The organism is Atlanticothrix silvestris CENA357, assembly GCF_016056295.1.
In the GTDB taxonomy this organism is placed as follows: Bacteria; Cyanobacteriota; Cyanobacteriia; order Cyanobacteriales; family Nostocaceae; genus Atlanticothrix; species Atlanticothrix silvestris.
The window spans coordinates 1-26,391 of the sequence record NZ_JAECZB010000020.1 but is presented as its reverse complement, the minus strand read 5'-3'; the positions used below and the strand labels follow the sequence as shown (position 1 = coordinate 26,391).

Here is a 26,391-nt window from a genome sequence, read left to right as displayed (position 1 = left end):
GCGATCGCTTTTATGCACTCTTGGTCAACCAGTATTGGTGAAAATTACCGAGCAGCTTGTTGGCTAATTTCAGGTCGGACAATATAGTTATAAGCTTCCGCATTTTCAGGAAGAGGTTCTATCCTATCTTGAGCAACCAACGCCTGATGAATTAAAGCAGCGGCTGTTGCGCGTTTCAAAGGCTGATTAGGATTTAAAAGCTTAGGATTTGGATAATTAACCACCATATTTTTTTGTGTGGCTATTCCTACATCATCGACGGCATCCTTAGGAACCCTTTGAGAATCTTGATAATAGTCACTAACAATTGCTGCAACAGGTTCTTGAACAGCAGTTGTTTGAGATTCTACTGGGGGAGGGGTAGGCGCTTTTGCAACCTTCGCTTGAGGCACTATTAAAGGCTGCATCAAGGAAGTAATTGCTAAAGGAAAATATATAGGTTTTTTAGCTATACGACGTGTAGGTGCTGTTGTAGTCGTTTGTTGAGTTTTTGGTGCCAAATTTAGCCCATTAACTAAAGTAACTATCGCCTCAACCCTGGAAACTGGCTGATTTGGGCGAAATGTATTACTAGGATAGCTACTCATAAATCCTTGTTGGTAGGCTTCTTCAATTGCAGGTTCAGCCCAGTAGCCATCAGGCACATCTTGATAAACACTTCCACTTGGTATTTGTCGCACTTGTTCTTGATTAAAAGCTTTGCGAATCATTGCTGCAAATTCATCACGCTGTACAGCCTGTTCTGGTCGAAACGTTCCATCTGGATATCCAACAACTATACTTCTTTGGGCCATACGCTGAATGAATGGTTGTGCCCAATAATTAGGTGGAACATCAGGAAAACTAGTTTGTACTGAAGGAGTTTGAGCAGTTGTACTTACTGCTAGCCCTAAAGTTAATAAAGATGCACTTAATGCTGATAAGTTAGAGAAAATAGACATTATATAATGTCCTCCTTTAGTGTCTAAATTTTTATAAAAAAGTAAGTTAAATTAAGTTAAAGATTAATAATTTTAATCACAGTATTAAATAAATTATTATTTGTAAAATCTTCTCTTTTTATTTACTATTATTCTGAACGAGACGCTACACTCTCTTTTGTGTTCGATGTTTGGAAGAGGAATTTTTCAGCAGCGTAGCTATTAAATTTTTTATCTTAAGGGCAACATCTTACAATCTACTTACAATCTATTTAAATTATCATTCAGAATACTTAATTTTTGCATCCCCTAAAGGTATTAATTTTTGATTTAATTCAATTCAGCCATCAGAAAGATGGAGTAATACGATAAAGGTTTAGCATAGGAAGTGTAGACAGTGAGCTAAAAAATAATTATGACTCTTTATAAACTGGAAGATTTTGCTACCAACTATAAAGATACTGATTTTGATAACTACGACATCAAAAATTTTGATGTCTATTCAGATATAAATGACGAAAAAGTTGGCACTGTAAAAGATATTTTAGTAGATGATTCAGGTTGCTTTCGCTATTTAGTTGTTGATACAGGCTTTTGGATTTTTGGTAAGCAGGTGTTGTTGCCAATTGGACGCTCACGCACCAGTTATTCTGATAGACGGATCTACGCAACAGGCTTAACCAGAGAGCAAGTAGAAAACTTACCTGATTTCCATAATTTGGAACGTGTTGATTACGATTATGAGGAACAGTTGCGCGGAGTTTATCGGACTCCCACAAGAGAAATGCCTTTAGAGACATCAACACCTTTAGATGTACAAACTCCTGTAGAAAGCTCAGCACCTTTAGACACTCCAGCAGCTTATACTGAGCCGGCAAGAAGGGAAACTACACCCATGCCAAGGCCTACTTATGAACGTGAGACTTATACTTACGACAAAGAACCAGATTTGTACAATATGAATGAGCAGAATCATCAAAGTCTCAAATTGTACGAAGAACGGTTAGTTGCAAATAAATCTCGCGTTAAAACGGGAGAAGTAGCAGTTGGCAAACATGTTGAAACTGAGAGGGCACAAGTTTCAGTTCCAATCGAAAAAGAGCGAGTAGTGATTGAACGTACTACTCCCACAGATGCAGGTAGGACAGTTTCTCCCGGTGATGTTGACTTCCGTGAAGGAGAAGTTGCTCGTGTGGACATTTACGAAGAGACTCCTGATATTCACAAGGAAGCTGTTTTGCGTGAGGAAGTTAGAGTCAAGAAAGTTGTAGAACAAGATACAGTAGAGGCTCAAGAAACCCTTCGCCGTGAAGAATTAGACATTAATAAAAGCGATGAATCAATCAAGGAAAGAAGAATATAGGTAAAAAGCATTGATTGTTTTTCTGTTAAAAGAACAGAGATTGTAAAAAGGGTTATCAATTAGTTGATAACCCTTTTATGCTTTGTGTTTTTTATAAAAAAGAAATAGAAAATATAAAACCCGCCGGGGCGGGACTTCACACAACAAAGTATTAAAACTATTAATTTAGCCGAAATACTTGATTTCTGCTTCTAATTGACGAATCAGCCTTTCGTCACCACTAGCTTTGGCTACTTGCAGTCTATGTTGTAGGCTTCTTTGGATATTTTGTCTATGTGCTTCTTTGGCTTGACTAGCAACTTGCATTCTATTTTGGCTCATAATAGTTAACCTCTTAAAAGTTTCTCTTTATGTCTTGTCTTCCTAACATAACATATATTCTGTAGCAACAGCTACAGAATATTATGATTTATTATATTTTATTGTCAAGCTATGTTCAATCGCCCAACTGATCAACGAGCAATTCTGACTGTGCTAAGCGATTTTGGCGATCGCGATGTGTATGTTGGCGTGGTTAAGGGAGTAATAGCTCAAATCAACCCTAAACTGACGGTGGTAGACTTAACACATCAGATTCCGCCGCAAAACATCGCCGCAGCTAGATTTTGTTTGATGAATGCTTATCGCTATTTCCCGGTAGGGACAGTACATATCGCAGTGGTAGATCCAGGGGTAGGTAGTAGACGCAGGGCGATCGCAGTAGAATTTGCTCAAGGTTTTCTCGTAGGGCCAGATAATGGCATATTCAGTGGAGTATTAACTCAAAGTCCAGCAATTGCAGCAGTTGAACTCACAAATCCTGATTATTGGCGAACCCCTCAACCAAGCAAAACTTTTCACGGTAGAGATATCTTTGCACCAGTGGCAGCTAATCTTGCTAGTGGTATCTCTCTTAAAGAGCTAGGACAAGAAATCTACCCAGAAACTTTGGTAAAGCTGGATATAGATATCTGCAACAAGACAGCTACTGGTGTGATGGGTTGTATTCAATATATTGATTATTTTGGCAACTTAGTGAGTAACATTCCAGGAAGTTATGTGCAAAGTAAAAGCTGGTGTGTGCAAGCTGCTGGGTTGACTATACCGGGTGCTGAAACCTATAGTGATGTCAAAATTGGCGCAGCCATTGCTTTAATAGGGAGTCACGGCTGGGTAGAAATTGCCATAAATAGCGGTAATGCACACTTACAATTGCAGATTAACTTACCAGATCAGTTACAAGTTTTATTTTTGGAAAACAACCAGACTCCAGAAAATAGATAAATTCCCATCATAGGTTTTTGCCTAAATTCTAGAATGTAATTAATCATGTAACCTAGAGATAACATCAAGTGCAGTTAACTGCCCGCAATAGTAAAAAGTAACCTGTCAGCCAGTTCTCGTTAAATGCTACAAGAAAATTAACAGTATTATTTTTTGATATGACTACACAAACACTATCTGCACCGGAAGTTTATCAAGGTCAATTTGGGGAGTTTACCATTAATCAAAGCGATCGCACTGGGGTAATGATCTACCGCGCTGGATTAATGATAGCTGCACTGAGTTTTACTGTAGGCAGTGGTTTGGTGTTGTTAAACAATAATCCATCTGTCCTTACCCTACTCACACCTTTGTATGCCTGCTTTAGTCTTGCTCTTGGTGTCAGTTTATTGACCATTCATATTTACATGGCTTTATTACACCGACTTTTGCAAATTTTTTGGGCGATCGGTAGCATTACCTCAGTAGTACTGGCATTATCTAGTAGTGAACCTTTAGCTGTCACGATTTATAATCAGCCTCTGACTTTATTTGGCGTAGGTTTTATCTTCGTTGCTTTGACAGGTATTTATTTCAAAGAAGCTTTTTGCTTTAATCGTTTGGAAACTAAAGTATTAACCGTCACAGTCCCACTATTATTGTTAGGACATTTAGTCGGAATTTTACCAACGGTAGGGGAACAAATTTTATTAGGAGTTTGGGCGGTTTTATTTTTGGTATTTGCTCTGCGTAAAGCAATGCAAGCAATTCCTCCAGATATTGGAGATAAATCTGTGTTTGCTTATTTAAAAGAACAAAATTCAGCCAAGGCTTAATGCAGTAGACCTCAAATGTGATTATACAAAATCATGAGGTTTTATGATCAAAACAAGGCTTAAAAGAGTATCTTGAATGAATTACAGAACGAATAAAGTTCATATCCACTGCGCTGTATTTATCCACCTGATAGGTCTTTCAGCCCATTTCATCGTATTTCGTCAGAGACTTTTCTAAACAAGTCTTCAATTTTGCAGACAGAATTTGCACGTTTGGCTCTTTGAGTATGGAGTCGTGAGTACCAGGGATATAATGAACATCCAACTCTCCAGCCACCAAATTAGCCCAGCCTAATTGGGTAATATGTTTAGAGCTTGGAGTTTCCATTTTTTCCACCTGTTCCTCAATCTGCATAAAGGTCATTTGTCCTGGATAAATCGACGGAACATATTTTTTTAAAGCCTGTATATTAACTTCTCTAATATATCGGTTACGGTAAATGCGAGGAAATGGCAGCCCAAAAAATAGGTGAAATTTGTAGCTAATACCTATGAACTTATTTAGCAGCCACTTGTCCAAATTTTTGTCATGAAGATAAGCAAGTCCTGTTTGGAAAAAGGTCTGCAAATGAGTCAGTATTTCCTTTGAGAATGACAATTGTTTGATATGAGCCGGAGCAGAGCTATGAAATAAAGTCAGTAGACCTACTTTTTGACCTTGTTTGTGCAGTTGCTGTGCCATCTCAAAGGCTACTACACCGCCAAAAGAGTGTCCTCCTAGCAAATAAGGGCCATTGGGCTGAAGAGTTTGTACCTCTTTAAGATAGTGAGATGCCATGTCTTCAATTCGAGTGTAGGGAGCCTGTTTTCCATCCAAGCCTTGAGCTTGTAGACCATAAACGGGTTGCTCAAAACCGAGATGACGTGCTAAATCCTTATAGGAGAGAACATCTCCAAAAACGGCATGGATCAAAAATAATGGTGGCTTAGTGCCACTAGGCTGAATCGCCACAAGGGAAGACCAAGATGCTAATATTGTTGACTGACGAATTATGTCAGCAAGTTGCTTAATTGTTGGTGCTTGGTACAAGATAGATAAGGGCAAATTTTGACCCAAAGTCTTCTCGATTTCTGTGAACAAGTGTACCGCCAGCAAAGAATACCCTCCCAGGTCAAAGTAGTTATCATTCATACCGATGGGTTGGATACCCAAAACTTTTTCCCAAATTTCTGTCAGTCGCAGTTCTAAATCATCCTGAGCAGCTACTTTGGTGGCTGGAATTGCTTGTCTAATTTGGTTCGGTGCGGGTAAACTGTCTCGGTCTATTTTGCCGTTGGGGGTCAGAGGTAAAAACTCTAGGATCACAAAAGAAGAAGGTATCATGTAGTCGGGTAGCTTCTGCTTAAGAAAACGACGCAGTTCATCGTTTGTAGGGATCTGTTGATGAGGAACAAGATAGGCAACTAATCGTTGGTCGCCAGGAAAATTTTCACGGGCAATAACTACCGTCTGGTGTATGGCTGGATGTTGATTTAATATAGTTTCAATTTCTTCTAGTTCAATCCGAAAGCCTCGTACTTTCACTTGGTGGTCAATACGGCCAAGGAACTGGATATTACCGTCATTTAAGTAACGTACCAAGTCTCCAGTTTTGTAAAGACGTGCTTTAACTTCAGAGCTAAAAGGGTCGAAAATGAACTTTTCTGTAGTCAGTTCTGGACGGTTCATATAACCTCGCGCTAGACCAATACCGCCAATATATAATTCACCTGATTCACCAACCGGCACAGATTGCAAATTTTCATTGAGTATGTAAATCTGTACATTGGTAATAGGGCGACCAATGGGAGCAAAGGCGTAATTAGTGCCGCGCTGGCAAGTCCAGAATGTGGTATCAATGGAAGCTTCTGTTGGTCCATAACAATTATGTAAAACATTGTCTAAATTCAGTTTGGCAAAGAAACGCTCTATAAGTTCAACAGGTAAAGCTTCACCACCACAGATAATGTGCCTAAGAGATTGGCAATTCTCAATACCCTTCTGTTGCAGTAAAACACGAAGCATGGAAGGTACTAAGGCAAAAATGGTAATTTGGTGTTCGGTAATTACCTTTACAAGATAGGCGGTGTCTTGATATCCACCAGGGCGAGCTATAATCAATTGCCCTCCGAAGCACAATGGCCAGAATATCTGCCATACTGAGGGGTCGAAGCTAAAAGAAATATTCAGTAAAACTTTGTCTGCTTGAGTTAATCCAAAGGTTTCTTGCTTCCAGTAGAGTTGATTACAGATACCCGCATGAGGAATCATTACACCTTTAGGGTGGCCTGTAGAACCAGATGTGTATATTACATAAATGAGGTCATCAGCCGTTGTCTGATTTATAGGGTTTTGTTTATTGTTATGAGTGTTGTTTTGCCAGTTTGAGTCTAGACAAACGACTTGTGCTTCATGCGGTGGTAGCTTGTTAATCAAATTTTCTTGGGTTAATAAGACTGGTGTCTGGGTGTCTGAGAAAATGAAGGCTAAACGCTCTAAAGGATATGCCGGATCTAAAGGTACATAAGCGCCTCCAGCCTTGAGAATCCCTAGGAGTCCTACAATCATCTCCAACGAGCGCTCCAGACAAATTCCCACAAGTATATTAGGCCCAACCCCTAAAGCACGTAGCATGTGTGCTAACTGATTAGCATGTTGGTTTAACTGCTCATAGGTAAGTTGTGTGTTTTCAAATATTACAGCAATTGCTTGGGGCGATCGCTCTACCTGCATCTCAAACATTTGATGAACGCACATATACTTAGCTTCAACTAGCTGTGTGTCATTCCATTCCTGTGCAGTTGGAATACCTATGATGGAAGTTAAGTTATCTAGAGAAATATTTTGTTGAAATTCGGAATTATTATTCATAATATTTATTTTTTATCTGCGAGTGCATCTCACTTTTACACCAACATCCTAAAGGGTGTAGCTATACGGCAAACAAAGCCTGTAAAGACAGGCTTCCTTGCGGGACGCTACGCTCCAGACTTTTAGTCTGTGGGCAAATTTGTCAAACTAAGATACTCTACTTATCTGCGCTATCTCTTGTCATTTTTTTAGTTTGTTTAACTCCTAAAAAACTAGATCATTTTTCTTAAGGCATAACGAATCCTAGTTTTTTAGAAGTTCAGGTTAACGCAATTGCAATCATCGCCAGAAAACACACTGCTTTTGCTTTTCAGAAAGCTTTTCAGCAAGTATTAATAAATTCTCGTTAGTTAAGGGACGTTGGCAATAAAATGGGTGTTTTGGAGACTGAGAAGTGTAATCAAAAAATATTGCGAATCTATCTGAACTGGTAGGTATTTTTCCTCTATGAAAAATTTTTGCAGTGTCAGCAATAATTACTGTGCCAGAAGAGCCTGTACAAGATTTCCAATTTAATGGTGAGATAACCTGTTGCATGGTTTTGGCTTGAACATAACCATAGTTATATCTTAGAGAGCGAGTTATTGTTGAGCTAAAAGATAGGGGAATATATTGAAAGGGCCCACCATCATCATCTATATCATGTAAATAAACAATAACTTTGATCATTTTTCGGTCTTCCTTGTCTAAATGCCACAACCTCGTTTTTCGCTGGACTTGATTAGCAAGATCTCTACGAAAAGACGGATGATGATAAGCAACTGGCAGACCTAAGTAATTTTCAATAATATCAAGTAAACGTTGTTGTAATCCCCAGTAAAAAATTTCTGGATACTCCATTATTTGTTCATTTGTAGCGTGAGTTACAAATTTATGTTCATTTCCCGGAATGCTGTGGGGCATTTTTAGCATCAATTTTTTCGTCACCTGTAACATTCTGGGAGTAGAAGGAATGGAGAGTGCTGCCAATGAAGTTATAATAATTCCTTCATTTCTAAGAGTTTCAACTAAATTCTGGTCAGCAGTTGAGAGTAAAGGTAAATTATTAATATGTTTTTCTACTGACGCTTGATAATCAGTTTCAATTTTATTTCTCAAAAAAGGAATTTGATAAAAACTTTCTACAATCCGATTGCTAAATTTTTTTACCAAAATATTCATCTTTTTGAAGCTTTATTGAACTTTCTCTTAGACGATGCAATATTTGCCATTCCATGTGCCGTGATTTCGGTTGTGAGAGTAGTCTTTGGCGAGTCTGTTGTCTAAGTGCCAGTAGCCAACCAATCCTGGTTCATTACCCTGAAGGCGGTTATTCATGTAGGCACAAATTTGCTCTTGGCTGCGAACAATATTCCAGATGCGGAAATTATCTATCTTGCCTTTGAAATACAAATCACCCCACTTGCCAATGATGAGTTTTTTTAGAGGAATTTTAGGCCCATCGGAGATATTGTCGCTAGCCACAAGAGTACCGTTTAAATAAATCCCCTTGAATCTACCTCCTTTGCCTTGAGAAACTAGAGCGATGTGAGTCCATTTATCTAGGTACGAAGTGTAGTCTATCTCGACACCTCCTGTACGAGAACAGTTGCCATAATCCCAATAAAGCATTCGGTCAGACCAGGGTAAATGGACTTGAAAACGATTGGGATTTTCTTGAAAGCCAACGCAAAAAGTAACATTTTCTTGAATATCTGTGGTGTTGACCTTCACCCAAAGTTCAACAGTGACAGGCCCACCACTGTTCCATTCAAAGTTTTCGACATATACATAGTCATCTACTCCATCAAACTCAAATGCTCTTGATGCATAATCTTTAATATTAGTTGTTTTAAACTCATAAGATTGCTCTAACTGCTGATAAATATAAAGGTTTTGCACTTGCATACTCCTAAAATTGACAAACAATGCGTAGTTTACCGCCGTAGGCATCGCTACTTTAACTTGTCCTTATGAAAACAGAGCTTTAGCTTTTTTAAGCCTCTGCAATAACTTCTAAATAAACCATCTATTTATAATGTAATGTCTCAAAACGTCCATTTTCTTCCTTAAGCGTATGTGTTCAAATCCTGGGTTATAATTTTCGACTAATGTGAAACCGCTTATCTTGATCAGCGAACCACTACTTTTAATCCAATACGATCTAACAGTATTGATAAAATGAGAGAGATACTTAATAGTAAGCATAAACATAATATTTTTACTATAAAAATCTCATAAAGATTAAAATTTACTTCCAAAAATAGCTGTTCACTTAATGAAGCAAATATTTGATAGAGAATGCCATTAATACAAAAAATGCCTAAACTATATGTTGACAAAACTGATATTACGTTTCTCAACAATGGATTTATTTGATTCTCTTTAATAGATGCAAAACATATAAACATAACTAATACACTTAACATACAAGAAAACATAGCATAATCAAATGGTGGTATATCTCCTTGTAAGACTACAAAAGCATAGTAAGCTTCAAGCCCTTGTAAAACAGCATAAATTCCCAAAATTATTACTTTTGTATAAATGTGTAATTGAGATGATAATTTGACAATTGATGACCATTTTTTACAGCAGTATATGCCCAAAGCTACATAGACAAACCAGTAAATGAATAAAGGCCTATGTATAGATTTAAGGATAGAAATTATTTGGCTATATTCTGAACTCCAATGAATAGTATATATCCATATATAAACACTAGATTGAATTATTATTGTTATAACAAAATTGATATTTTTATAGAAACAAAGTCTAAAGATAACAAAAATTGGTATAAACTGTAATAGAATTAATAAATAATAACCACCAGTAAATATTTCTCCATTTAAAATACCTTCAAATACTTCAATCCAGGAAGATTTATTAATTAATTTTAGTAATGCTGTAATGATAAACCAAAATGTTGTCGGTATTAGAATACGTACTAAACGCTTTTGAACTACTGATAATGTAGAACTATTGTGTTTTGCTAATGCTTTCTCAAACAAAAAAAAATAAATTACTAAAAAAACTGGAACACAGAATCTTAAAGGAGAAAATAAAATCTCCATATATAATTGACTATCTATATAAGTTGTTTTTGGTACAAAAGTTGAATGAAAAGAAACTACTGCAACAATACTAATCGCTTTGAGTAGATCAAGAGAGAAAAGTCTATCTATTTTTTGATGAGTTGGTCTTTCTGATGATAATATTTGATGGAATAGTTTTTCTTGCATTATTTAATACTTCCAAATTCTTTTAATAATAAGTAATTAAAATCATAAATCTCAATTATTGGATGAATTTAACAGCCAATCATAACTGCTAGTTTAAAATAAAAAGCTATTGATCAATAATTATTGATACTAATTATAGTATTTTTTCATTTTTCCACAGGAGTTTAATTGTGTTAAATAAGATATTCGGAATCCGACCTGATGAAAATACTGCTAGTAAAATAGCATAAGAAAAAATTAGAATAATGGGTTGTGTAGATATAGTTATATATTGATCAGGCAAAGGCAAGAATAAAGCTAGTATTAGCGAGATACTAATAGCCAAAGTTGGCAAAAAAGTAGGTTTTATCAAAAATTTAATATCCCATCTAGTAACATGATGAATCGCCAACCAAAACCAAATAGTTGCACCAATACCGAGTACTAAAGCAACAGCGATCGCAACTCCTTTTGCACCTCCTAAGTTCACCCCAATAAAATAAGATAAAACTGTGATTGGAACTAACATCCAATTGATGAAGGCATTGGTCATGGGTTTATCTAAAGCCACTAATGTATTACCTAAAATAGCCATAATTCCTCTGGTGTAAGCAAAGGTTAAAAGAATCTGAAATAAGCTAACACTCTCTATCCAATCTTGACCGTACATTAGTGGAATAAACCAGGGTGCAATGACAAAAGCTATGCCATAAACAGGAGCAAAAATAATAGCATACAGTTCTAAAACCTGCGAAATAAATAGTTTTTGACCTACGTTATCTCTCTGGGACATCACAGAAAGAACTACGCGGTTAACTTGAGATAAAACATAAACAGGTGTCATCGCTAGTTGGTAAGCTAAGTTATAGTAACCGAGTGCTTGTTTTCCTAGCAGCTTACCGATAATTACATTATCACTCATCGTATTCATTTGAACTGCAAAGCTGGTGCTAACTATACCAATAATGAATTTCTTAACATCATTAACGGCAGTTTTATCAAGCTTATAACTGTAGGTAAAATGATATCTACTTAGATACTTCTTAAGTAAACTATCAACCATTACCATAGCGACTTCTCCCACTACAAAAGACCATACCCCCAGACCACTAAAAGCACAAATAATTGCAGATCCTACTCTTGTAAAACTTGCTAGTCCATCACAAATAGCTAGTTCTCTAAACTTCATTTGGCGTTGCATGACAGAGGTATGAGAACCAGCACCTGCACCAATCAGAAAAACTAATGCAGCAAAAGCTGTAAGTGGGAAAAGTATTGGTATACCAAAAAATATCGAAAGTGGAAAGCCTGCAAGAGACTGAACTATAAATAAACCAATGGATATGTTGATACCCAAGCTATAAACAGTATTAACAATTTGTTTATCCTCTAAGCCTCGTTGTACGAGAACTTGAGCAATTGCAGTATCCCGAAAGAGTATAGAAAAATTACTCAAGATTAATACCATTGCCCAAATACCAAAATCATCAGGTGATAACAAGCGAGCTAAAATAATTTGAGAAAGTAATTGAGCTACTTTCCCAACTACAATACTCATGCTCATCCATACACTAGATTTAAGTATTCTTTTCGAGTTAGTTGCAGTCATAAAAACTTTATTGAAAATGATTAGATTGTAAAATATAGCAATCCAAAGTAAGTCGTGGAAAGATACAGTGATTAAACGCTCCTACTCATAAGTTTTTTAGGCATTTGTTTTCTTACAAATGATTTAGGATTGTTATATATCTTTGTTCCGAACATAAACAAGAAGAGTAAAGGGATGAATTAGGTCGCCACGCCACTTACTACAAGTCGGAGAACCGCTAGGGCGCACTGGCTGCACCATTTCATTAGCTTTTTACCTCCCCCCTTACCCCAGGGCTGTTTCATTCCCTAAAAGGCGCTGATTTACAAGCGTTTCAAGCAAAAAAAACAGGTGACTAAAAAATCTGATTGGGCAAGAAAATGGTGAACGCACTTAAATTTGCTGGTTGAGGTGGTAGTTTTTCTTTTTCCCACTCAAGCAAATTTCTGATTCATACTCTTGACAAAATCTCTAAGAGATCGAATGAATCAGCCCTGCCCCTTACCCTTTTTCATAAACTGCATTAAAAGCTGTACTTAGTTTGTATCTGCTCAGGTAATTGTCTCAAAAATTTTGTGGCTCTAGCTTGAACATATTTATAATTTTTAGGTACACGTTTAGCTATATATCTTGCTAAGGCAATTTGGTAGCCAAACTTATACTGAATTGCAGAAAAAACATCAGGATTTACCCGATAAGCTGTAATTTTTTTTTGGTCTTTTAGCTTGGATACTTCACGATAATAGACGGGATGCTCCGCCCAAACACAGGCAAAGTGTACAAGAGCAGGAGACACTACCTTGCTGTCTTTTTGAAAAGTAGATTTACCTGTAATAACATCTACATCCAGAGAACCACGAAGACCGATAGGAGTTCGCATCATTTGGCCTTGATCTTGAAATAAAGTTTGATTGTGTAACATCATAGCTATAGCAATAATGCGTTCATCATTAGGGCCATCGCCACGAAATGCAGATATACCTAGCTTTTTCCAATCACGCAAAACTTCTAGTGCTGTTTCAAAAACTGCCTTAGCAGTACTACTTTGTTCAAAGTAATAAAGACCTCCATTAAATTTAGGTAATTTTGTCAAAGCAAATCGATTGAGTATGTCATCTACATTGATAAACGTATCTTTATCACCTGCTTGAAGATATACATCACCTGTAACACCAAAACTTCTCCCTTTAAAAGCATCAAAAATAAAGTTGATGTCTCTAACTGCTATGCAATCACTATCAATGTAAAGTGTACGTTTGAATGGAGAATAATCATAGAGATGAAGCTTTTGAACCACATTTGACCCGTATTCTTTTTTGCAACTGATCACATAATCGAAAAGCTCAAATAACTCTCTATCATGTTGATTGTCGGTAACAATAGCACGCGGAATTTTTGGTGAATGAAGACGTAGAGAACGTGCTAGAGACTTTGCCATTTCAATATAGTAAGATGCTCCGTAAGCATAGGTAATAACACCAGATTCTGTAATAGCCATTGTTTTCTCCTTATTAATATCCGAATTTTTGTTTTTTACTTACATGAAAAAATTCCGCTTTGGCAGTTTATACAGTTAATATTGAATAACTTCATGCATTAATTTGGTAAAGCCTCCGATGTAAATTGTTACGGGTCGCTAGCTCTTGACCTTTTTTACCAAGTCGTTGACGCAGTGTCTCATCCGTACATAAATGGTGCATATTTAGCAAAATTTCCTCTGGATAGTTTGGGTCTGCTAATAAACCGTTTTCTCCGTGAAAAACTGCGTCTACTACACCTCCTATGCGTGAAGCGATAACAGGTTTACCAAAGTAACCTGCTTCCAGATAAACAATTCCAAAACCTTCAATACTTTTGCTTTTGGTATCCAGAAAAGTGAGCATTGAGAATAAATCACACGCTGCATAATAACCTGCTAATTCTTCATCAATTACAAATCCAGCAAAAATAACCCGTGAGGTAACACCTAACTTTTCGGCTAATTGCCTAAGTTCAGACTCCATATGACCCTGACCGCAGATTAGGTAGTAGACATCAATTCCTTCAGCTAATAAGGCGGGTAAGTTTTGAATGACACGATCAAAACCCTTGCGTTTTACTAATCGTCCTACAGACAATATCACAATTGCCTCTTGAGGAATTTGATGTTTTTGACGAATTTGTGAACGTAGAAGATTTTGTTGATTGAGATTTAGTTGCCCAAATTTTTCTAGTCTAAAAGTTGGGTGAATAATCTGTATAGGGCGCTTAACTTGGAAATGCTCTTTCAGATAATTTTGAGTGAAGTTGCTGTTGCATACAATTATTTTAGTGCGCTGGAGTGTCCACTCAAATAACCATCGCAAAATAGGATTTTTTTGTGGACAAAGTACATCATCACCGTGGAGGTAAATAAAACACTCTACAGGTAACAAATAACTTAGCAGTAGCAATGCGGGGAAGTCGTAGCCGTGACACCACTCAATATAACGATATTGATAGCGTTGATGCAGTCGGACGGCTAGTAACACTGACCAAAACATATTCAGAATTTGTTTGAAAATAGTTCCAAACATACCAAAACTTTCAAGCACTGGCATTGACCATCGGTAGATGGGAAACTCTTGCATCCGGTCAAATTCTCTATCATTTTTACACTGAGAAGAAAGAATAATTACACTTTCTGGATCTTGCAAACAACGATTGTAGGCATATTCTTGAATACCACCTATATCAGGCAAAAATACACGGGAAATAATGAGTATATTTGGCTTATGAAATTGTTCATTCATGTCACTTTTAGACTTTGAGAAAACTCTACATTGCATTGCTAGTAAAATTGCAAGCGATCGCCTCTACAATCTTGTTAATGTTAAGGCGCAAATAGTATTGCTCTTGATCTAAAATTTCTAATAACATCACCTTCCTAAAATTAGGGTAACTCTCAGTTATTCAAAAACATTTTTTTAACAAAAATATTGGTTAAGATATTCATTTCATACAGTAATAAATATCTTCTCTATGTGGCAAACAGTGTTTTATAACCAGTTTTTCTCCCAATTCTTTTACATAGTCTACAACTTGAACGGTAAAACCAGCTTTTTCCAATCTATCTTTATAATCGAGTCCATAAACTCTTACATGGTCATCCTTTCCAAAAAAGTTTTCTCTGTCTGTAGGAGATGTAATACTGAAATCCTCAAATGTTGTTTCTCGTTCATAATCAAGCGGTACTTGTAAGATTGCCCAACCACCAGGCTTGAGAACTCTAAACAGCTCAGACATTGCTTTATGATCTTCAGGGACATGTTCTAAAACGTGGTTACACAAAATAACGTCATATGAATTATCTGGCTGATAAATGTTTGTAATGTCCATTTCAAGTGTTGCAAATGGAGCATTTAAGCCTGCACCAATATATTCGATTAACGGTAGAGATTTAAATGTCTTCCAGAAGAAAAATTCTGGACAAACATGAAGAACTTTCAACTCTTTCAAGAAAAAATTAGTTTTATTCTGCAAATATAACCATAGTAAACGATGTCGTTCAAATGAATTACATTTAGGACATGCTGCATTTTGTCTATTATTAACACCACCAGTCATCAATTTACGAAATGTTCCTCCACAACAGGGGCAAGTATATTGCTCACCTGCGTACCAAATTGACTGTAGTTCTCCAGTGAATTGCATAACAGTAGGCAGAGTCTGTTTTGGGAGGATTTGTTTAGCTAAATCTCTGATATACGACATAATATTCACCTATTGTCTAAATGTAAATAAAGAACTAAGCTAATACACTCTACTAAGTTCTTTTTGTTTGCTTGTTAGAGGAATTAAGCCAGTAATTTCCATCATTTTTTGGGTGTATTTATCTATAGTGCAATTTTCTTCTACCCAACTTTTTGCTTTAGCTAATACTTCTGGCGTATTAGCATTATTGGTAACGTGAATAATTGTCTGGGCAGCAGCTAATGCATCATTTGGATCAACCATCCATTCAGGAGCAAAGTGACTGAGAATTTCACCAATACCACCAGTACAGCTACCTACTACGGGAACACCACAGGCAATTGCCTCTACCACAATGCGTCCAAAAGGTTCTCTGGGAGCAAGGGTAACAACGATGTCTGCAAAATTGTAGTAATCTTCTATTGCAAACTTTGGAGGCAATATTGTGAAGTAATCGACAACGCCTGCCTTTTTAGCACTTTGGAGCAGCTCTTGAGTGTAAATTTGGGTAGGAGATACATCTTGCCCAATAATCACACAGTGGAAGTAATGACCACTTGCACGTAATTGCGATAATACCGGAATCAGCGATCGCAGATTTTTGTCATTCATCCCCCCTGGCTGATTGAGTCGTGATGGATTCAAAATAATTTTTGCCCCAGATTCGAGAATAGGTTGTAACTCTGGTGGCGGATTAGATCCTACTTGGCGCTGGAAACGTGTCAGATCGACGGGTTGATACATAATGCCCCGAATATCAGACTGAAAGCGCCGAACATGTTTGGCTGTGAAGTGAGAGTTGCAAATACTAAGTGGCGCGAGACAAGCAAAGGTAAGTTTTCGCAGCAAATAGCCTGCATAATTGTATGAAAGTGTTAAATCATGAAAAAAGTAAAAAACTGGGCGATTGTTTAAACGAAGATGTAGGCTAGCCCGTAGAAGAACTAATTGCAAAAGACGGTGATTACAGTTGTCTAACAACAATGGGTAGTCTAAAGGTTGTTGGTTTACCCATTGCAGCGCTTTTGTACAAAATTCAACTTGGTGTTTGGCTGGTATTGATTTTACGCAAGTCTTGTGTCCGGCTTGATGTAAATACTTTTCTATCAATGAATCAGTTCGCACTAAAACACATAATGATTCTGCCGCATTAAATTGCTCAAATCCTTTAATTAATAACGCAAGGGTGACTACTGTTCCTCCCAATACATCACAATCCCCAGGTAAAATCAAAAGTTTACGCATAAAAAATTAAAGCTCATGTTTGAAAATTCATAAAAACTAAAGTTGCACAAATTAGAAAGAGTAAATACTTAAATTATATCTGTCATATTTATACTCTTTCTTTTGACGTGTGTTTTTAACTGATTTGTGTTCGGAACTTGCAGTGTTGTACACAACAAAGGAATAAATAATTCTGGCCCCATAAACTCTGTTACTGTGGCAGCTAAACTTAAGTAAAGTAGCATCATGAAAACACAAATTGGTCTATCATGCCTTGTTTGATATAATTGCCCCAAAAACGAGATATAAAATGTCAGAAAAACTCCAGTTCCGAGTAATCCAGATTTATAAAGCAAAGTTCCTAAGATAAAGCTTTCAGTGCCAATTCTGGCAAATTCATATCCTGGCGTAACTGATGGCCCATTAACTCCATGCCCCAAAAGTGGTTCTGCAATAAATCGTTGCCAAGTTCGCTCATATATTAATTGACGACCTTCAGTTGATTCTTTACGAAGATTACTAGTGGCTTCTACCGAATTGGTGTACGTTTCAGTAACATAATCAGTTACTTGAGGTATTGAAAATGTAACAAAAATAGTGATTGCGAATAACATTAAAAGAAATGTTATTCCTCGTTCCCTACCACTTACAACTAACCAACGTACAACAAGTACAATTGATAAGGCTACCCATGCATTCCGAGTTTGAGCAATTAGAATCAGAAATACACAAATCAATGCTAAACCTGAGGAAACATAGCGATTTTTAAGATCTAAAAAAATTAGTCCAGCAAAACCAATTGCAAATGATGAAACTGTAGGATGAGGAAAGAAAAATGTATGGCGGGCTAGTCCAGCGAAACTTTTATCATTGGGATAATAAGGAACTAAAAAACTGCCAACACTACCAAGTTGATTAGGATTATATGCTCCTTTATCTGTAAATAGTGCATAAAGTGTTCTGGGTGGAGTGTAGTATGGCTCGAATAAGACAAAATGAAAAAATGCCCACCAAACCACCATTAAACAGATCACAATGAAAAAAGCCCAAGCAGCAACTTGTAAACGTACGCGAATTTTATGACTTTGGATGTACCAAAGTAATAGGCCAGCGCTGCCAAAATCAAACAATGGATCTAATAATAGGCGAAGAGTAACCTCTGTAGAATTTGTGCCTCTGGAAATTACTGTGTAAGTTGCAAACAATAAAATTGCAATTACTTCTAAACTTGGTTTTGATAGACGTATAGTTTTGTGATTCCATAATTCGCATATCCCTATTCCAATTACCCAAAAAAGAAGCATCATTCCCCAACTGATGAACCACCATAGGGGAATCAAAATAATTCCCAGACAGACAACTTTTTCTGCGTGGCTTAACAATTGCCATCGAATCAAAATACCGCTGAATAATTTTTGATCAGAAGTATTTTTCCTCGATCGCAAAGTGTTAATAAATACGTTCTGGTTCATGCTCTAACCTGCTGAACATCCTGTTTGTAAACGTACTTTTCTCCCCCTTGCTCGACTCCATTCAACGCAAAACCAATGATTTGGGCATTATGACGTACAAGTTGTTCTAAACTTTCTTGCAGCATATGGCGATCGCTCACTCCCAACTTCACAACTAACAACACATTAGCCAATGTTTTGGCCATCAAAGGTGTTTCGCCTGTTGAGTTCACAGCAGCAGTATCAACAATTACATAATCATAGTTGCCCAACTTTTGAGATCTATTCATGTACTCTTCAAATTTTCCTCGCGCCACAAATTCCATCACCTTACCTGTTGGTATCGAAGGTGCTGGTAAAAAATCTAATTTTGAACTTACAGGTATTGGCGAAGGTAAAGTATTTGTCTCTCGTGGTAGAGTATACCCAAAATACTTGCTCAGTTTTGTTTTATGGAAATCGCCATCTACCACCAATACTCGGAAACCCAACACTGATAATGCTGTCGCAAGTCCAATCGTTACTGTGGTTTTACCTTCACCAGATATAGAACTACTAACCATTAAACGGCGGTTTTCTAAAGACATCAAGCTGAGGGTTGAAGCCAAGCGTTGAAATCCAATTTCCGATACAGATTCCAATTTTAACCCCATAGTCGAAGCTTCGAGAGTAGGAATTCTTGCTAAAATTGGTAACTCAATTTCTTGTAAGTCTTTAACTTTCAGCAGTGAGTTACGAGATTCTAAATATGTCACAGTTGCAAAGCTACCAAGAATTGATGACAAAATCGCACCAAGAGCAACCAAAGAGAGTTTGGGGCTTGTTGGTTTGGGATCAACAGTTGGTGAATCGAGAATTTGCACGTTAGGATAAGAACTAAAAGCACTGATTTTCGCTTGCTCTAACTGAGCCACAATACCTTTGTAAATGCCTTCAGCTATTTCATATTGGCGTTGCAAATCTAAAAATTCTCCTTGTTTAGTAGAAATAGAACTCAATTCGGCATTTAAACTCTGCACTTGACTTTGAATCTGTTTAGCTTGCTGTTCTAGAGCTTGACTATCACTATCAGCTTGAATCAAATCTACAATCAAATTCATTGTCGCTTCTTGGAAGTTATTACCACCAAAACTAGTATCAATTCCTTCAGTATTAGGAAGGAGTGAATTTAACTGTTGGTTGAGTGCAGCATTTAATGAATATTGCTTTTCTTGCAACGACTGGACACGGGGGTGTTGTTCAGTCAGATCACCTTTTTGAAATGCGAGTTCTGTGTCAACTTCCGACAATTTTTGTCGTAGTGCTTGATACTCTTTATTTTGACTTAAACGTAGAGAATTAATCGCCTGTTGTGGAGTCATCTCCAATCTTTGACTCAAAATTTGCGAGCGAGTTCTGGCAGCTTTTGCTTGAGAGCCTACATCGGTTTCTATAGTTCTCAAACCTTTAATTGCTTCAATTAAATTTCTAGTCTGTTGCTCATCGTTAATCAACCCTGTAGATGTTTTGAATTGTCCTAATTTCTCCTTGGCTAGCCGCAAATCATGTTCCGCTTTTTGAAGTTGCATTTGACTGAACTGCTGTCGAGTATCAGAAGTTCCTTGACGAAGTTCATTTAAACGACGCTGATAACTTAAAAGTAGCCTTTCTGATCTTTTTATTGTCAGTTCCGGCAGGGAACCTGTAACTTCCAAACTAATAGTTGTGGATTGATCTACAGGTTTAACCTTAAACAATTTTTTGTAAATTCCCAGACTGCGAAATTTATCTCTTTCAGGGTCAGTTAACCAAACAGGACGAATAACATCATCGCTGGTGATAATAGAAGTCTGTACTTGTAATGGATTGAGTTCATTAGTAAAAGCAACTCCTTGGTCTTTAATTTGTCCCAAGATACCTAAACTTGCATCCAAGCTATTTGTGGTATCTGGCAAAATTAGCTGAGTGTTAGCTGTCCAAGTACGTGGTGATAACATAGCTATACTAAATGCACCACCAAGGGTAATAGTGTGTAAAACAACTAGAGGAAGCCAATACCTTTGTAAGATTGCAGATATCTTCACAACTTTCAACCTCAATAACTAAAAATTAAAAAAATTTAATTACTCCACTAAACAGCTATCTTTTCTGGAGGATATTGCACCAAGAGATAATCGGTCAGTCGGGGAGTATTAAATATCTTTTGCTGAAAATAAGGTGGTGGCTCTAACACGCCTTGAGCAAATTCATCTAGAGATAGAAAACTTTTGATACCCAACTTACCAACAGCTTTAGCAAATAATAATTGATGGTCATCAACATGCTCACCATAGCGTTTGAGTCTTGGTAAAAGAATAAAATTTGACCCTTGTGCTGCAAGCATTCTTGTAGATCCTTGGCCAGCATGAGAAATAACCAAGCGAGAGGCATTTACTAACTTGACTAGCTCATCTAAAGTAACTGTTGGCTCTAAAGTGACTTGAGAATATCCTTTTAATACAGAAACATCGCTGTAACCATATTGCAAAAACACAGACTCAGAAATCACACCGCGTTCTATCAAGATTTTTAACCACAATACAGCACGGTCAAATGGAAATGAAACAGTCCCTAATGTCATTAAAATCATGATGCATATCCTTTAAAAATCGCTCTAGGGTATTTTTGGCATAACTCTGGCCATTGAACATAAAACTCATCGCATACTAAGTAAACTAAGTTTCCGGAAACACTTAATTCTTGAGCGCGAGAAATACTTTCAATGTAAATGAATCGGATTCCAAGAAGTTTAGCTATGAATGCGAAATTGATAGCTATACTAGCTCCCGTTGAGATAATTGCATCGGGTTTTTCTAAACGAATAACTTGGAGAGTTTTGGGAATGTTAGCTATCATAGCTAATAGATCTCTTGGCGCTTGATAAGGCATCCAATGAACTCTTTCAGCCTTTTCAAGTATTTCTGTATCTCTTTTACGGTCACTGATCCATACTCTTTCATGCAGTGACCAAAAAGACTTTAAGCTTGTCATGGTTGCAAAGTGACCACCCGATGTACATACTAACATCAATTTCATCTTGCTTACCTGATTTATTCAAAAGAATATTTGGATAAAAGCAAAAATTTCCGATTTGCAGATATGGCTAACTTACTCTTGCAAAACTTAAAAACGTGCCATCATTAATTAGATAGTAATTATCAGTTACAAATCAACCATCATGATTTATTGGCTGAATTTGTTGTTTTTTGGAATGTTGTTTATCGCTCAACAAGAAATAGGGATCACGATGATGAAAATATCCAATCTTTGAATTAAATATCAGTAGAGTAAATGGTTTATAGACCATAACTCATCATGGATATTAATCACACACAACAGAACACATACTTGAGTTTTCTATTAATTGTGTTCAATTGATATCTTCAAATTTTTGAAATGCGCTGGAATTATCTTTGTATGAACGCTTTTTAGAAAACCTACTTTTAGTATACAGCTACTTGATTGATAATGCAACACTTTTTTAGTACCAGGGGAAACGGGAAACGTACCTTATACCAATTCTCTAAAAGCCAGCTACAGATAAAGCCACCAAAATATATTGCCTTCGGGCAATAGATGCAATAATTGGTTTGGTTAATTTTCTAATAAGAGCGAAAAGTTCTGCGGGAGGGAAACCCTCCTGAGCCACTTCTTGCGGAGAGAAGTGGCTCAACTTTTCGAGACGGTCAATCACGGGAAAATCTCACAACCAGGATATGAAAATTTTTCTTTCCCTATTCTCTGTTCCCTATTTTCAAGCTAGATAAATCCGGGGGCTTGAATTAATGCTATTTCACTTTAGGTGAGAATAGCATGTTCTTTGACAGGCAACCGTCGGTTGCCTTTAACTTCTCCCTTTATAATCATTATTAATTAGTGTGGCTACTGTAATATCGACTTTAATATGCACCTGTTTTCTGCAAAACAACCTTGACTGTTTTTAACAAAATTTTCAGATCTAGCCAGAGAGACCAATTTTCAATGTAGATGATATCTAATTTCACACCATCTTCAAAATTATCAATATTAGATCGGCCAGAAACCTGCCACAATCCAGTAATACCGGGAAGAACTTCTTGGCGAATAAAATGGTTTGCTTGAAACCTCTCTACATCTCTAATAGTGTGAGGACGAGGGCCAACTAAACTCATTTCTCCTAATAAAACATTAAATAGTTGTGGTAATTCATCCAAACTGTAAAGACGCAATAATTTGCCAATTCGTGTGATACGAGGGTCATCTTTCAATTTAAACAGAATACCATCCTTGATCTCATTTTTTGCTTCTAGAGTTTCTAGCAATTTCTCTGCATTTATATTCATTGTCCGAAATTTCCATATTTTGAACTGCTTACAATGTAGACCAATTCGGTTCTGCTTGAAAAAAACTGGGCCAGGAGAATCTAGCTTAATTAGCAGAGCAATTATCAGACATACAGGTGATAGAAGTAATAGCAAAATAATCGTACAGACAATATCAAAGCACCGCTTTACCCAAAAATCGCCACCTGCAATAAGTGGCGCTGGAATTGTCAGACAGGGTACGTCACCAATCATTGACAATTTAGACTTAGATGGCAAAATTTCCCTCTCTATTGGTAAAATCTGTAGAGTAATACCAGCACTCAAAAAATACCAATAAAGATACAAACGTTTCTTTATTGCATTCCAAGAAACAAAAACCTCAAGGACATCTTGGTTATAAAGGAATTCTAGTATTACTTCTCGGTTATGTCTATCTAGAGAACTAGCTTCAGCTACACCAATCAGTTTGTAACAATTTTCTTTTTCGATTAGCTTAACGTTATTATCTTGTTCTTCTACATCTGTGATCAAAAAAACTGGATAACGAATTACTCCTAGTTTATAAAGATTTCTAGTAGCAACATAAAATATGAAGCGAGTAGTACAGATAAAAACGACAGACAGCAGCCAGAACATTATAAAAGTCGAGCGTGACACATAAAAATTAGGTTCATAAAAAAACGCAATCAATAAGAGGAAAAAGTTTGACAGGGAAATTGCTGTAATCAAGCGAGCATAATTACAACTAGGAACGCGTACATCATATAATCCTTTGGATGCAATTATCCCTAATTGAACTATTAAAATTATCAGTTCAAAAGATGCTTGTGCTTTCAAATGTGACTCTAACGAAGTTTCGTAAAATGCTGCTAGTTTCCATGCCAAAATTAGAGATGTTGCATCTAGCAAGATAAGTGCTATTAACTGGAGTATTTTGATAGCTAGTCCTCTTTTTTTGATTGCACCTTTAGCAGATCTTAAATCGGACTTCAAATTTCCTAATGGTATGGAGCTAGTTGTTATCATTTCTATCCTCCTTTGTTTATGTACGTTTAATTAACTAGATGATAATTCAGCCACAAGTCAGTACAAAACGAAGCTAATGTGCATTTGGTGGGTGGTATCTAGGATTATTCAGTAAAGCTATATATATATCAGGTGGATGGCGATAGTAGTTTATTTCCTCAACTTGATATTGATAAACTTGGCAACTGTGCCGCAAAATAATATAGTCACCTAATTCAATCGATTTTCCTATTCCAGTCATATACCCTCCTGTTCCTTCATTTAGCAGTTCAAATACGTAATCTCTTCCCCAAACTAATTGGCTGTAGTCGTGTATTTTATTCTTCATTTTCATGATTCTGCATAAACATACCTACGACAGTTGAGCTGTTCTCAACTTAATCAATGGTAAATGTCTTTGTTATTACATCAATTCAAGTATGTGAAATCAGTTTAAAGCGTTTCATAATCAACTGAGGTACACATAAATATTTTCTAGCTTTAAAAATGTACTTCACCAAAATAGGAGCCGCTAAATAGCTCAAAAAAACTATCTTTAATGCCTGTTATACTGAGACCTAATAAATGCCTCATGCAACCTGTTGCATAACTAGTTGAATGATTCGCCAGTAGTACCTATAATCGTTTTAAATTAAATACCAAGCGTACCAAGTACCACATTTGTTGCATGAATTGTATGAAATTGAATGGCAATCCAACTTATACCTTCAAGTTTAAAAACATCAACCTGAATTAGGGAATTTTTAGGGCGTTACATAACAAAAGCATGAGTTTGTGCGTAGGTATAGCTAGTAGCAGAGATCACTATAAAATATCACAGTGTGTATCAATCCCTAATAACATAAGAATAATGAGGCTTTCCTATCCTCTTTTCTTGAAGCAGTCTTATTTGCATATAATTTTGACTGACACTATTGGCGTGGGAAGGATAAATTGATGCAAAAAAATGTGTAGGTTGGGTCGATGAATGAAACCTAATATCCTGACTAGTGTTGGGTTGAGCAAAGCAAAACCCAACCTACACCTAACGCACTATTTTAGCTGTGTCAGTCCACTACGCAGGTAATATCCATAAACTAGGTAGTAAATAGGCCTTTGTTTTGAACATTTCCGATTTTGGTACACTGATTCTGCATAAACCTCACTCATTAGTAAATACAGCAAAGATAAAAATGAAGTTCTTTAGGGAAAGAGAAACAGGGAAAGAAGAATACTAGACAATAATTTCCTTTTCTCTATGCTTCAAGAGATTATCTAAACCGTATTGCATCCACTATCAGTATTTCAGTTCATTTGCACTTTCAGCTAATAGAAGAGCTAAAATTTACTTTTTTAACTCGTCTCTTAAATTAAAACTGTTGAAAAATTCAAATCTTTCCCTAGGAAAATTTAGAACGTAAAGGTTCTAGTGCTATTGCTAAGGATTATTTTGAGTTCTCTTTAGAAAAGTACCACTATACCTAATGAATTGTACGTATACCCAAAGAAGTAAATAATTTTATAAAATAGAACTATTAGTATAAGAATTTACTTAACAAATTAATAATAAAACCAAAAAGCTTGCAATGTAAGGTGTGTAGCAATTTATGGTAAAATCAATTATATAAAAATTCAGAGTTAATTTCTGAAAATAACTACGAAATAATACTCAAAAATACAACCGTATAATAAAAAACATTTATGATTCAGAATCTATAAGCTGTGACTTTATAAGGCTACGTTTAAATACCCGTGAGATGAGAAAAAAGCTCTTATGTGAAACTAGTTTGTTAAGGCTACATTAGCAGATGCTTGCATATTTCTCAGCTATTTCCTGACTCTGGTAATTTTTAGTAACTATTATCCTTTTACCATGCTTACTCAGCTAGGACTTACGCAAAATTCACGTGGTTACGTTATTACGTTATTACGTTAGCGTTAGCCTTCTTGGAGGGTACGATAGCGACGTAACCGCCTAAAACTTTGGGATTGCTTCCCTACACGGAGCCTGTTGCAAGCGAAGCGCTGCAATCTGGTCGCAATGACAAATTTTGCTTGCGTCAATCCTGTCAGTGATCAATTATTTTTTTATTTGAAAGTCTCTTATTAAATCATCCTTGTTTGGGAATACTCAAACCAATGGGTGTGAGGATGGACAATTGATAGAAGAACGTGCGTATTGGCTAGCTTGGTCACAAATTTCTGGGATTGGCCCAGTATTACTACGACGATTGCAACAGCACTTTGGCACATTATCAATAGCTTGGAAGGCTAACAAGGCTCAGTTAGGAGAAGTCGAAGGTTTTGGGTTTCAAACATTAGAAAAAGTAATACAACAGCGATCGCGTCTAAATCCAGAGCAACTATTCACCCAGCACCAGCAAGAAAATCCTTATTTTTGGACACCAGCAGATGCAGATTATCCCCGCTTATACCAATTCACTAAAAAAATGATAGAAATAGTTAAGTCAGAAATATGAGCAGAAGTTCATGGCTGGAGTCACCAAAGTAAAAATAGAAGAATCGGCAGAGGAATTACGTGAACTGCTGAAAAAACAGAAAACAGCATTAGGAAAAGAACGTATTCAAGCATTGTATTTACTAAAGATAGGTCAGGTAAGGACAATACAAGATTTAGCGGTAGTGTTGGGAAGAGGAAGTGCCACAGTACAAAGGTG

20 protein-coding genes and 2 pseudogenes are annotated in these 26,391 nt (G+C 36.6%); 5 read left to right on the top strand and 17 right to left on the bottom strand.

The genetic code is table 11. The annotated features are described in order from the left end of the window. Window positions 1-44: 44 nt before the first annotated feature. Complete coding sequence (locus I8751_RS10685) at window positions 45-941, bottom strand: S-layer homology domain-containing protein (RefSeq protein WP_214439140.1); 897 nt, start codon at window positions 939-941, stop codon at window positions 45-47. 394 nt (window positions 942-1,335) lie between these two features. On the opposite strand from I8751_RS10685, the gene I8751_RS10680 reads away from it, so the two are divergent. After that, entirely contained in the window at window positions 1,336-2,283 is a 948-nt protein-coding gene (locus I8751_RS10680; RefSeq protein WP_214439139.1) for a DUF2382 domain-containing protein, read from the top strand. Between the two features lie 165 nt (window positions 2,284-2,448). On the opposite strand, the gene pirA is transcribed toward I8751_RS10680, so the two are convergent. Continuing rightward, on the bottom strand, window positions 2,449-2,604 hold the full coding sequence (gene pirA, locus I8751_RS10675) for an arginine synthesis PII-interacting regulator PirA (protein WP_214439138.1): 156 nt from the start codon (window positions 2,602-2,604) through the stop codon (window positions 2,449-2,451). Window positions 2,605-2,715: 111 nt separating this feature from the next. Between pirA and I8751_RS10670 the strand changes: the two genes are divergently transcribed. Both I8751_RS10670 and I8751_RS10660 read left to right on the top strand, forming a co-directional pair. Continuing rightward, window positions 2,716-3,546 (top strand): SAM hydrolase/SAM-dependent halogenase family protein, encoded by an 831-nt coding sequence (locus tag I8751_RS10670; protein WP_214439137.1) that lies wholly within the window; start codon window positions 2,716-2,718, stop codon window positions 3,544-3,546. 158 nt (window positions 3,547-3,704) lie between these two features. Further along, window positions 3,705-4,361, top strand: a complete 657-nt coding sequence (locus I8751_RS10660; RefSeq protein ID WP_214439136.1) for a DUF2301 domain-containing membrane protein — start codon at window positions 3,705-3,707, stop codon at window positions 4,359-4,361. Between the two features lie 139 nt (window positions 4,362-4,500). On the opposite strand, the gene I8751_RS10655 is transcribed toward I8751_RS10660, so the two are convergent. The 15 genes from I8751_RS10655 to I8751_RS10585 all read right to left on the bottom strand — a co-directional run bounded on the left by I8751_RS10655 (window position 4,501) and on the right by I8751_RS10585 (window position 24,062). Then, window positions 4,501-7,212: a non-ribosomal peptide synthetase gene (locus I8751_RS10655; RefSeq protein WP_225894089.1), complete on the bottom strand. Its 2,712-nt coding sequence runs from the start codon at window positions 7,210-7,212 to the stop codon at window positions 4,501-4,503. Window positions 7,213-7,491: 279 nt separating this feature from the next. Then, window positions 7,492-8,373, bottom strand: coding sequence for a phytanoyl-CoA dioxygenase family protein (locus I8751_RS10650; protein WP_214439135.1), 882 nt, complete (start codon window positions 8,371-8,373; stop codon window positions 7,492-7,494). A gap of 27 nt (window positions 8,374-8,400) precedes the next feature. After that, window positions 8,401-9,093: a LamG domain-containing protein gene (locus I8751_RS10645; protein WP_214439134.1), complete on the bottom strand. Its 693-nt coding sequence runs from the start codon at window positions 9,091-9,093 to the stop codon at window positions 8,401-8,403. 230 nt (window positions 9,094-9,323) lie between these two features. Then, the gene (locus tag I8751_RS10640; protein WP_214439133.1) at window positions 9,324-10,433 is read right to left on the bottom strand and encodes an acyltransferase family protein; all 1,110 of its coding nucleotides are present in this window, start codon (window positions 10,431-10,433) and stop codon (window positions 9,324-9,326) included. Between the two features lie 133 nt (window positions 10,434-10,566). After that, complete coding sequence (locus tag I8751_RS10635; RefSeq protein WP_214439132.1) at window positions 10,567-12,021, bottom strand: oligosaccharide flippase family protein; 1,455 nt, start codon at window positions 12,019-12,021, stop codon at window positions 10,567-10,569. Window positions 12,022-12,523: 502 nt separating this feature from the next. Next, a complete protein-coding gene (locus I8751_RS10630; RefSeq protein ID WP_214439131.1) occupies window positions 12,524-13,498 on the bottom strand; it encodes a glycosyltransferase family protein in 975 nt (324 codons plus the stop codon). Window positions 13,499-13,589: 91 nt separating this feature from the next. Further along, window positions 13,590-14,771 carry a glycosyltransferase family 4 protein gene (locus I8751_RS10625; protein ID WP_225894087.1) on the bottom strand — a complete coding sequence of 394 codons (1,182 nt, stop codon included), beginning with the start codon at window positions 14,769-14,771 and terminating at the stop codon, window positions 13,590-13,592. A gap of 199 nt (window positions 14,772-14,970) precedes the next feature. Further along, on the bottom strand, window positions 14,971-15,732 hold the full coding sequence (locus I8751_RS10620; RefSeq protein ID WP_225894086.1) for a class I SAM-dependent methyltransferase: 762 nt from the start codon (window positions 15,730-15,732) through the stop codon (window positions 14,971-14,973). Window positions 15,733-15,771: 39 nt separating this feature from the next. Beyond that, complete coding sequence (locus I8751_RS10615; protein ID WP_214439129.1) at window positions 15,772-16,956, bottom strand: glycosyltransferase family 4 protein; 1,185 nt, start codon at window positions 16,954-16,956, stop codon at window positions 15,772-15,774. 68 nt (window positions 16,957-17,024) lie between these two features. Beyond that, window positions 17,025-18,407 (bottom strand): O-antigen ligase family protein, encoded by a 1,383-nt coding sequence (locus tag I8751_RS10610; RefSeq protein WP_214439128.1) that lies wholly within the window; start codon window positions 18,405-18,407, stop codon window positions 17,025-17,027. Beyond that, window positions 18,404-20,449, bottom strand: coding sequence for a GumC family protein (locus tag I8751_RS30245; protein ID WP_214439127.1), 2,046 nt, complete (start codon window positions 20,447-20,449; stop codon window positions 18,404-18,406). Before I8751_RS30245 ends, I8751_RS10610 begins: the two co-directional genes overlap by 4 nt. Window positions 20,450-20,496: 47 nt before the next feature. Next, window positions 20,497-20,994: a glycosyltransferase gene (locus I8751_RS10600; RefSeq protein WP_214439126.1), complete on the bottom strand. Its 498-nt coding sequence runs from the start codon at window positions 20,992-20,994 to the stop codon at window positions 20,497-20,499. Next, window positions 20,991-21,440, bottom strand: a complete 450-nt coding sequence (pssD, locus tag I8751_RS10595; RefSeq protein ID WP_214439125.1) for a PssD/Cps14F family polysaccharide biosynthesis glycosyltransferase — start codon at window positions 21,438-21,440, stop codon at window positions 20,991-20,993. Before pssD ends, I8751_RS10600 begins: the two co-directional genes overlap by 4 nt. Window positions 21,441-22,303: 863 nt before the next feature. Beyond that, window positions 22,304-23,734, bottom strand: a complete 1,431-nt coding sequence (locus I8751_RS10590) for a sugar transferase (RefSeq protein ID WP_214439124.1) — start codon at window positions 23,732-23,734, stop codon at window positions 22,304-22,306. 73 nt (window positions 23,735-23,807) lie between these two features. After that, window positions 23,808-24,062, bottom strand: coding sequence for a hypothetical protein (locus I8751_RS10585; protein ID WP_214439123.1), 255 nt, complete (start codon window positions 24,060-24,062; stop codon window positions 23,808-23,810). A 1,810-nt stretch (window positions 24,063-25,872) separates the two neighbouring features. On the opposite strand from I8751_RS10585, the pseudogene I8751_RS10580 reads away from it, so the two are divergent. Next, window positions 25,873-26,145 (top strand): annotated as a pseudogene (locus I8751_RS10580) (DNA-processing protein DprA); the annotation flags it as partial. Window positions 26,146-26,203: 58 nt separating this feature from the next. Next, window positions 26,204-26,391 (top strand): annotated as a pseudogene (locus I8751_RS10575) (IS630 family transposase); the annotation flags it as partial.